At 54.7% G+C, this 9,125-nt stretch carries 8 protein-coding genes and 1 pseudogene; 2 read left to right on the top strand and 7 right to left on the bottom strand.

Annotation, left to right across the window (positions count from 1 at the left end; genetic code table 11):
* Window positions 1–68: 68 nt before the first annotated feature.
* Together OU682_RS19020 and OU682_RS24320 are read left to right on the top strand one after the other, a co-directional pair.
* Window positions 69–279: pseudogene (locus tag OU682_RS19020) on the top strand (transposase domain-containing protein); the annotation flags it as partial.
* 240 nt (window positions 280–519) lie between these two features.
* A complete protein-coding gene (locus tag OU682_RS24320) occupies window positions 520–828 on the top strand; it encodes a transposase (protein WP_371832276.1) in 309 nt (102 codons plus the stop codon).
* A 90-nt stretch (window positions 829–918) separates the two neighbouring features.
* Here OU682_RS24320 and OU682_RS19010 read toward each other — a convergent pair whose 3' ends face one another.
* The 7 genes from OU682_RS19010 to OU682_RS18980 all read right to left on the bottom strand — a co-directional run bounded on the left by OU682_RS19010 (window position 919) and on the right by OU682_RS18980 (window position 9,002).
* Entirely contained in the window at window positions 919–2,088 is a 1,170-nt protein-coding gene (locus tag OU682_RS19010; RefSeq protein WP_268943785.1) for a glycosyltransferase, read from the bottom strand.
* 240 nt (window positions 2,089–2,328) lie between these two features.
* Window positions 2,329–3,624, bottom strand: coding sequence for a lipopolysaccharide biosynthesis protein (locus tag OU682_RS19005; RefSeq protein WP_268943784.1), 1,296 nt, complete (start codon window positions 3,622–3,624; stop codon window positions 2,329–2,331).
* A gap of 183 nt (window positions 3,625–3,807) precedes the next feature.
* A complete protein-coding gene (locus OU682_RS19000) occupies window positions 3,808–4,371 on the bottom strand; it encodes a D-glycero-alpha-D-manno-heptose-1,7-bisphosphate 7-phosphatase (RefSeq protein ID WP_268943783.1) in 564 nt (187 codons plus the stop codon).
* Window positions 4,368–5,351, bottom strand: coding sequence for an ADP-glyceromanno-heptose 6-epimerase (gene rfaD / locus OU682_RS18995; RefSeq protein ID WP_268943782.1), 984 nt, complete (start codon window positions 5,349–5,351; stop codon window positions 4,368–4,370). The genes OU682_RS19000 and rfaD overlap by 4 nt, the downstream gene beginning before the upstream one ends.
* Window positions 5,348–6,850 carry a D-glycero-beta-D-manno-heptose-7-phosphate kinase gene (gene rfaE1, locus OU682_RS18990; protein ID WP_268943780.1) on the bottom strand — a complete coding sequence of 501 codons (1,503 nt, stop codon included), beginning with the start codon at window positions 6,848–6,850 and terminating at the stop codon, window positions 5,348–5,350. Before rfaE1 ends, rfaD begins: the two co-directional genes overlap by 4 nt.
* Entirely contained in the window at window positions 6,847–8,013 is a 1,167-nt protein-coding gene (locus OU682_RS18985) for an AGE family epimerase/isomerase (RefSeq protein ID WP_268943778.1), read from the bottom strand. The genes rfaE1 and OU682_RS18985 overlap by 4 nt, the downstream gene beginning before the upstream one ends.
* Complete coding sequence (locus OU682_RS18980) at window positions 8,010–9,002, bottom strand: glycosyltransferase family 9 protein (RefSeq protein WP_268943777.1); 993 nt, start codon at window positions 9,000–9,002, stop codon at window positions 8,010–8,012. The genes OU682_RS18985 and OU682_RS18980 overlap by 4 nt, the downstream gene beginning before the upstream one ends.
* Window positions 9,003–9,125: the final 123 nt, after the last annotated feature.

The raw sequence follows: 9,125 nt of genomic DNA, 5'->3' as shown, positions 1-9,125 counted from the left end.
CTTCAGTCCGAAATAGGGATGCCAGCGGTAATGGACTTCCCGATCTTCCCCGACATGGGCAGAATGAACGGGCAATGACCATCACCAGAAAGAGCAGCCTGTTCGCCGGATCGGATGGCGGCGGCAGCACATGGGCAACCATCGCGACGCTGTTGCTGACCTGCAAGATGAACAACGTAGACCCGGCGGCATGGCTGACCCAGTCCCCCTGGAGCGCATCGCCAACCAATGGCCGAGCGCCGAATCGACGCTCTCATGCCATGGAGTTACAAAGCCTGAACGGCCACGGCTTCCCGCTTACGATCAACCCACGCTCAGGCAAGCGGGCGAAATCGGGTGGTTGCGGTAATCCCGTGGTCGCGACCGCGCTTCTGGATCGGCTCCTGCACCATGCCGTCGTCGTTCAGATCGAAGGCACCGGCTCCGCCAACACGCCGACCTGATCCCGAAAACATACCCACGCGCACGCCACTATCACACCGCCGCCGCCGCCAAAGCGCCGCAGTCGGCCGCTGAAAAATGGAGGCCTCGGCATATGCCATGGCGTCCGCGGCCGGCCTTGCGCCCGTCAGGCGCCAGTCGGGCAAACGCGCCGGATGCAGAAGAGCGTTCGGAGGGGACAAGGCGCTCAAGCGTGTCTTCTACCAGAGCACGTTCTGCGCAGTGGTGACCCGCGATCCACCTTCACGCGCCTTCTACGACCGCAAGCGACGTGAGGGCAAACATCACACCCAGGCGTTGATCGCCCTCGCGCGGCGCCGTGTGACGGTGATATGGACCATACTCCGCCGGCGCGAGGCCTTCGATCCGGAGAGAACGGCCGTTTGACTTCCGCATTACTCAGCCGCCTTCGAATTTCCACCACTTCCGAGACACGACCCCAAGGTCAATGAAATCCTGTATTACGCCGATGATGTCTCACAACCGAACACTATTTCGAATTGCAATGGCCTCCTCCAACACCTCAGCTAGCGCATCACTAGCCTTGCCAATCATGAAATGACGTTCGTAAGTGGCACGAGCTGTCGCCCGCATTGCCTTCCGTTGCTCAGCTGGAAGCGCTAGCCAATTTGCCAACAGTTTGCGGATCCCGTCGTAGGTATCAGATTCCACAAACCCGGCCTTACCCGCGACCACCTCTCGCCACGTATTGACTTTGTAAGTGGTCATCACCGGCAAACTGGCAGCCATTGCCTCTGCAACTACAATACCAAAATTTTCTTGGTGCGAAGGCAGGATGAAAGCTTCAGCACCACGGAAGGCGCCGTATTTCGCATCGCCGCTCAGCATACCAGGCCAGTGAATGCGGTCGCCTACACCAAGTTTGGACGCCCGCTCTCGGAGACCATCGACCAATCCGTCAGAATCTGGCCCCGCGACAACCAACTGCAACCCAGGCCATCGTTGTGCCTCTGCAGCGAAGGCTTCAACTAGCAAGTCACAACCCTTCTTCGCATGGATCCGACTTAGAAAAAGGAGATAAGGTTTGCCAACGACGTCGGGCAATGCTTCGGCAAATGCGTTACGCTGTTGATTATCTCGGTTCGGTATGTCCGGGGCACCATAGGCTACAGTGCGGGACTTGAACGGATAACCCCAGAAGGCACCTTGGGCAAGTCGCATCTCTTCCTCGGTGGTAAACAGCACCCATTGAGCATCGCGCATCACCCGGCCCAACCACATCCACCAATAGACCTGCTTGATCCAATGCTTAACCGGTTTTACTTTTCTAAACCATGGATCCAACATTCCATGAGCAAAAACAACATAAGGAACTCCCGCCCGCTTTAGTCCTCGGTAACCGCCCACCGCAGACCAGTGCCAGATGCCATGAATCACGGCTGCATCAAAACGATGTCCCTCGCGAACGATCCATTGCTCAATGTCCGGACTATAGCCCCAACCTTGTTTGTCACTTCGGCCGCAGGCGTGTACTGTCATCGGAAAATTTGCAATATAGGGTGCATTGGCATGATCGGAACTGACTATCTCGGTTTCATGCCCCTGCTCCTGCATCCGTTCCGACGAGCGCTTTATACCCTCAACGGGCCCGCCATGAGTCGGATCAACATAGCCGATGATACGCAATATTTTCATTTTTTAGAACTCATGAGAACCGTTTCAGTTTAGGCGCGGAAACCTATTCAGAAAACTCGACAACCGCACTTAGCCTTCACCATCCACCTAGACACGTCAAACGCCCGGCACTGGTGCAAGTTTTTTTTAACAGCCTAGCCATTTTTCAACCCTTCGCGCAATCTTAGAATTACTTACTTGCTAATCACGATAGAAGAGAGGCAGTTGTGGGCATAAAGCAGCTATGGGGCTTCAGATATCTCTGCCGCGCATTTTCCAAAGTGTTACCAACAGCATCAATACATGAGTTCCCAACAGGGTCCAACCTGCGGACGTAACCCCAAGCACCGGGAGCAGTACGATATTAGCTAATAGTCCGGCGGCGGACAACACTAATAACCAGACCGCAAACACCGAATGACGATTGGTAGAAGTAAAGGGCGTCTGAAGAGTGAACCACATGATTTCGAAGACAATGGCGGCAGTCATCAGATATAGAAGCTTGTTATAGCCCACCACAACATCCTTCGTCCAATACCGAAGGAAATTGGGGCCAAGTGTGGTCATGCCAATAAAATAGGCCATGGATCCAGCCATTGCCGAAATAACTAAAAGCCGGAAGATCCGCAAGCGTTGATCGGGAGTTTCCTCCGAGGCTAACTGTGCAAAGACTGGCTGTATTGCGTGGATTACAATCGTGGACGCCATTCGTCCCAAGCGAGTCAGTGTTCGGATTGCTTGCAACACCACCACCATCGCGGGTCCCAAGGACGCGGAGACCAGGACAGTTACTCCTTGAATGGTAAAGAGATTACTTAGGTAATAGAACATGTAGGACAGCGATGGGCCGACTAATAGACGCACCAACTTCCACTCTGGTACCTCTCCTGTAGGTTTCAGCCAGCGTTCATGACGATAGAACCAAATCCCGGTCGCACCAAATAGTAGTGATTGTGCCACCACCATGAAAACGCTGGCCGCTAAAAAACCTCCTCCCAAAGCTGCAACCAATAGCAGTCCGATGAAGGAAACAAGCCTATTGGTGGCAGTGATCACAATTGCTAACCACTGTTTATTGACTGTCTTCAGGCCCCCTCCGAGAGCTCCGAAAGCTAGCGACATAGCCGCCGAACACGATAGCATCACAAAAGCAGGCAAGGTCTGGGATGACTGTTCAGGTGCTACTTTAAGAATCTCGGCAAGTGGAATTAATGCTCCTAGAAGTGCTGCCAAGAAGGGAATGCAAAGCGCTATGGAGGCAATTGTAAACCAAGCAGCTTGGTTAACTGCCCGAGCATAGTTGCGATCGCCACGTGCGACTGCCATGGTCATCTCTGTACCGGAAATCTGCCCCATACCTAGGTCTGCAATCGAGAAATAGGCAGGCAGGGCGGAAATCGCCAGCCATGAGCCATACGTACTAGCACCCCACAAAGTGACCATCGCGGGAATCGCAATGAGCTGAGTAAAAATCGTCACTGTCTGAGAATAAGCCTCTGCACCGGCGCCGCTTAGGAATTGGGTTCGAAAGGATTTTCTTTGTGTCATAGTTACTCAGTAGTTCTGCCGAGGAAATCAGCAGTCAGAAACGAGCGAAGGATCTCGGGAGCCGTTAGGAAACAGATCCCTAATTCTCGTGCAAGCTGAAGGCGCACTCAGGCGCGCTGCCAATTTGCTGCCTTGGCTGATGTGCGCATCCTTGCCGGCAGCAGTTTCTCAGATCAACTTCTTCTACAGATTAAAATATTCCGCCACCGCATGCAGGCTAGCACAAACAGGCACGCCCGCAGCGCGCATTTCTCCGACATCGCCGGCTCCCTGGCCGGTCAAAACTAGTGCCGCGCGGCAGCCCCGCGCCAATCCCGCATTAATGTCCGAAGCTTTGTCACCTACCATAATTGAACGCTCCCAGTCGACTCCCGCTCCTGGGGGCAACAACTTGGCCGCCTCATCCAGCATCCCCGTTCGGGGCTTGCGGCAGATGCAACTGTCACCAGAGCGATGTGGGCAGTGGTGCCATGAAGCGATCTCAATACCCTCAGCTATGAGCAAAGACTCTAACCGCTCATTGACAGCGGCGAGTTGCGCTTCCGTGAAATAGCCACGTCCGATTCCAGATTGGTTCGAAACCACTATCAACCTGAAGCCGGCGTCATGGAACCGGCGCAGACCTTCGACTGCCCCAACTTCCAGCGTCACTAGATCAGGATCCGAAAGATAGTTTCGTTCAACGATGATTGTTCCGTCACGATCGAGAAAGAGGCAAGGTACTGTTGCAGATATTACGCAGCTCATCGATAGCAATCTTCCGTGTTGAGGTAGCTATTCACATAGTCGCGCACACCTGCCTCAAGACTATGAAACGGCGCCTCGAAACCTGACTTTCGCAGTTTGGTCATTTCTGCTTGAGTAAAGTACTGGTATCGGCCTTTCAGATTTTCCGGCATGTCAATGTATTCAATCTTGACCGGAATACTTAGCGCAAGCCCGATCGCCCGGACGAGGTCGTCAAAACTGCGGGCATTGCCCGTGCCAATATTGAACAGCCCGGAGACGGAAGGGTTCCTCAGCAGCCAGATTATCGCCGCTGTGCAATCCTTCACATACACAAAATCACGCATTTGCTGGCCGTCGGCGATGCCTGTACGATCCGACTTGAACAGCCTTACTATCTCACCTGTACGCACCGGCTCAAAAAATTTCGCTACAACGCTCATCATTGAGCCTTTGTGGTATTCGTTTGGACCATAGACATTGAAGAACTTGAGCCCGGCCCACTGTGGCGGGCACTTCTCGCCGTTAGCGACTCGGCGCATTAAGATTTTGTCGGTAGCATTCTTTGACCATCCATATCCGTTCAATGGTCGCAACGCAGCCAAGTCTTCAGGCTTCTGACTATCAACGAGGTCTTTCTCTAATGCTCCATATGTCGCGGCCGAAGACGCATATATAAAGGGAACCTCTGCGTTCGCGCACCAGTCCCAGAGTTTAACCGTCATTGTTATATTGCGTTCCACCAGCAAGTCGACATTTCGTTCGGTGGTGGCCGAAATAGCACCCATGTGGACAATGCCGGTGATGTCGGTGCGCCCTCTCAGCCAATCGAAGATTTCATTTGGGGGAATAAACTCGGTGATATCGCGTTTAGCTAGGTTACGCCATTTGTCGCTATCTTCGAACCAGTCGCAAACGGCCACCGGCCCTATACATGCTTCTTCGAGGTCTGCCACAATGTTGGAGCCAATGAAGCCCGCTGCACCTGTGATAAGGATCATGATGTCACGGCCTTTCCGATCATTGCCCTCGTGATGATGTTGGTGGAGCTTTTCCCTTCAATCAGGCGCGCCAACTCAACACGCCCCCCGTAGCCCAGCACGATGTCCGATCCAACCACGGTCTCTATTGAGTAATCAGCACCTTTGATCAGCACATCAGGCCGGATTTCTCGGATCAAATCAATTGGGGTGTCTTCTTCAAAGATCACTACGGCATCGACAGTACCGAAGGCACCCAGTACTGTCGCTCGGTCCTGCTCTCCGTTGATCGGTCGGCCCGGACCCTTGCCTAAACGGCGTACAGAATTGTCACTATTCAATCCGACAATCAAGCAGTCACATTGTGCACGGGAGAACTCAAGAATTGAAATGTGTCCTGGGTGGACGATGTCGAAAACACCATTAGTAAAGCCCACCTGCTTGCCCTCAGCGCGCCGTGCCGCGGCATAGTTGCCTGCCGCCCGTGCGCTCAGCAGCAATGGCGCGCCTATGCGGCGATTGCCGGCATTGATCTTAGCTAGCCGCTCAAGTAGCTCATCAGGGCTGATGGTGGCGGTGCCACGCTTGCCTACTACGATTCCGCCGGCTGTATTGGCCAGATAGGCTGCGTCTGCCAATTCAAGTCCCGATCCCAGCCCCAATGACAGGGTTGCCACCACCGTGTCGCCAGCCCCAACTACGTCGAAGACCTCTATGGCCACGTTGCGAATATGGGTGTGCGGCCGGCCATCGCCTTCAACTAGGGTCATGCCCTTTTCCGAACGAGTGATCAGCAGATTATCGATTCCGGCAGCGGCGCGCAACTCCTCGCCGGCAGCGACCACTTGCTCGTCGCTCTCAATTGGTGCGCCATATGCGGCCGACGCTTCTTTCAGGTTGGGCGTGAGTACCGTTGCTCCGGCATATCGGGACAGATTACATGATTTTGGATCGACCACCACTGGCTTGCCAAGGCTGCGAGCCGCCTGAGTAATTTCCGAAATGACTCGGTCAGTTAAAACGCCTTTGGCATAGTCCGACAAAATGATCACAGTGCAACTGTGTATGTGGTGTAGGACACGGTCAAGCACCGCAGCCTCTGCTTCGCAGTCCAGTGGTGCCGAGCTCTCATTATCCACTCTTAGCATATGCTGACCCTGGGCAACATAGCGAATTTTGTGGCTGGTCGGGCGACCAGCCACCCTGTGCACGTCTAGAATTAGCTTAGGATTTTTTGAAAGCTCGGCGATCAGAGTCTGTCCGACTAAGTCTTGGCCTATGGCCGAGATCATCACACAGTCTCCGCCAAGTGCAGTGACGTTGCGAGCCACGTTTGCGGCGCCGCCGGGCACCATCATCTCGATCCCGGAATTAAATACCGGGATCGGGCTCTCCGGTGAGATCCGGGTTACACTGCCATTATTGTAAGTATCAACGATTACGTCGCCTACGCACATGACTCGGACATCCGGGAACGTCGAAATGGCGGAATCAAGTAGGATTGTATTCTGGGAACTCATGTAAGATCTCGGATTGATCCGGCTTTGGTAGTACCGGTTATCGTGAGGATGGCGAAAAGCGCATGGTAAAGGCTGGAGGCACGGACTGGCTCCTCAACGAAACCTTCGTGCAATGTTAATACCTCACGCCAGAGCCCCGGGAGAGCCCCCGCATCAAGGAACCGCTTCAGGCAGACTAGCGCTTGGTCGCGCCGCGCCATCGCCTCCGCGCGTAGTTCCGGGGGGCCTTCAATAGAGACCACGTGCCAGAATTTGGCGCGCTCTGTCTGCGGCCAGAGTTTTGCATTGCCGTCACGTAGCGTGCCCGTCTCGTCAATTGCGTTAACTACTGCACCGCGAGCGGCGTCTACTCCATAGTTCTCACCAAAACTCGCAATCGCCAGCGCGGCCTCTCGTGCTGCGGGTTCGTTGACAAATCCGGCCCACCTCCACAGAAGCCACCCCCATTCAAATTGGTGACCCGGCTCTATTAGCAGCCAGTCGCCCTGCTGACGGATCGGGGTTACGTCCAGTGCGTAAACTTCGGGTAATACCACAGGATCTGTCTGAATGAGAGTCGATAGTGCGCGGCGTGCAATGCCGCTTGCTAGGTTCAGCCAATGTCTGTCGACATCATCATCGGTCTCCGCCCAAGCCAAAAAACCCTCCAGTAGATGCATGTGCGGATTTGCCAGCAATGGCGGAGCTGCCGGCACGCTCTCGTTAAAAAGCCCGTCCTCACGTCCGTAATGATCTACCAAATGTGTTGCTATTCGGCGTGCGGCGGCGCGCGCCTGCGGATCGGGTCCGAAAGTGGCATCGAAGCTTGCCAATCCGAATAGTACGAATGCATCATCGTAAAGGTCGTGGCCATTCTTGGCCACTGCCCCGCCAGGGGAACACGCCATGATAACTCTACCATCAGGGCTAATAAGGTTGGCTGTCAGGAAGTCCAGCCCATGACGGGCACACGCCTCTGCTGGTCCGTCCCACCCCATCTGTCGCGCTGCACAGAAGCAAAAAATCTGTCTCGCCGTCAGCCGAGCACGGCGGTCGTGCTCCACAGGGCTAAGGTCTGCCTGTAAGAGTTCGAAGTAACCTCCGCTCTGATCCAGTCCGTGAGCAGCCCACAATGGAAAGGCATCGTTGAGAGCCCAGTGGCGCAAGTCGTCGGCGATACTCATGGCAAGGATACTTTGTTTAGGGTTTCTCGATCACTTTCGAAACCAAGAAGTTCAGAAGCGCTTCTGAATACCTCCTGAGGCGTGATGTGATGGAGTCCCTCCATTCGGTGAATGATATGCACATGGGATCCGACCGGATGCCACTGGCATGGTTCGTTGAAATTCCCGAAGACACCGATTGAGGGTACCCCCTCGGCACTGGCCATGTGCAGTGGGCCGCTGTCATGGCCGATGAACAAGGACGCAGTCGATAGTGCCGCAGCGCTTTCGCGCGGCGATAGCTGCCCACACGCATTCACTCCTGGACCATCCCATCCAGACAGAAAGGTCTCGGCTCGTTCGACGTCTTCCCCCGCGCCTACCACCAGCATTCCAAACCGTCCGCGACTGGAAATAAGTTCTCGCAACGCGACCCAATTCCCCATCCCCCAGTCCTTGTCAGCTGCCTTGCCGCCCATGTTCACCGCAATGATTGGCACCCCGGCTAGTGGGTTGCATATCTCTTCTCCGCGGGAGCGTTCCGCCTCTGTCAACTCCAAATTCCAGTTCGCGCGGTCTAGCAGGTCTATAGAACCAAGCTTTTTGCAGCATCGAGCGAGACGGCTTGCCTCGCGCTCGATCTCTCCCGTTACAGGATCTCTGCGCGGTCTGCGCAGGTCATCACTGCTGGGAAGACAGTACACTTTACGAACACCGGCGCTGAGAAGGAACAACCAATCACGCCAGACTGCGCCACGGCTTCGTACCGGCATCAAATAAACCGCCTCTCGTGCGCCTGTCGCACGAACTTTTGCCCGCAACGTCAGAATCCCGCGCAAGTCGCGCAGCGCTAGAGGGTAATCAATAACCTGATCGGCGAATTGCCCATCGCTTCCAAGGATAGACATCAACGGAGCTGCTTTCCCCGAAACTGGCACATTCGTCAGCAGCACAATCCGTCGACCGGCGAAATGCTTTCGAATGGCATGAAAACAGGGAAGCGCAAACACAGTGTCACCTATGCTGCCAAGGCGATATACGACTATGGGCGGAAGCATTTAGTTATGATGCTCCTGAACAGGCAATACGAAATGATCACCAAAGAGAAAAGGGCCACCAACAAGCGATCCGAC

The organism is Paracoccus benzoatiresistens (genome assembly GCF_026913015.1).
GTDB lineage: Bacteria > Pseudomonadota > Alphaproteobacteria > Rhodobacterales > Rhodobacteraceae > Paracoccus > Paracoccus benzoatiresistens.
Note: the sequence above shows the minus strand (reverse complement) of the source record. Positions and strands in the feature narration are given on the sequence as shown.

Bases quoted from the DNA above. Each gene is read 5' to 3' on its own strand.
- OU682_RS24320 (WP_371832276.1), top strand. From the start codon at position 520: ATGGAGGCCTCGGCATATGCCATGGCGTCCGCGGCCGGCCTTGCGCCC.
- OU682_RS19005 (WP_268943784.1), bottom strand. From the start codon at position 3,624: ATGACACAAAGAAAATCCTTTCGAACCCAATTCCTAAGCGGCGCCGGT.
- OU682_RS19000 (WP_268943783.1), bottom strand. From the start codon at position 4,371: ATGAGCTGCGTAATATCTGCAACAGTACCTTGCCTCTTTCTCGATCGT.
- rfaD (WP_268943782.1), bottom strand. From the start codon at position 5,351: ATGATCCTTATCACAGGTGCAGCGGGCTTCATTGGCTCCAACATTGTG.
- rfaE1 (WP_268943780.1), bottom strand. From the start codon at position 6,850: ATGAGTTCCCAGAATACAATCCTACTTGATTCCGCCATTTCGACGTTC.
- OU682_RS18985 (WP_268943778.1), bottom strand. From the start codon at position 8,013: ATGAGTATCGCCGACGACTTGCGCCACTGGGCTCTCAACGATGCCTTT.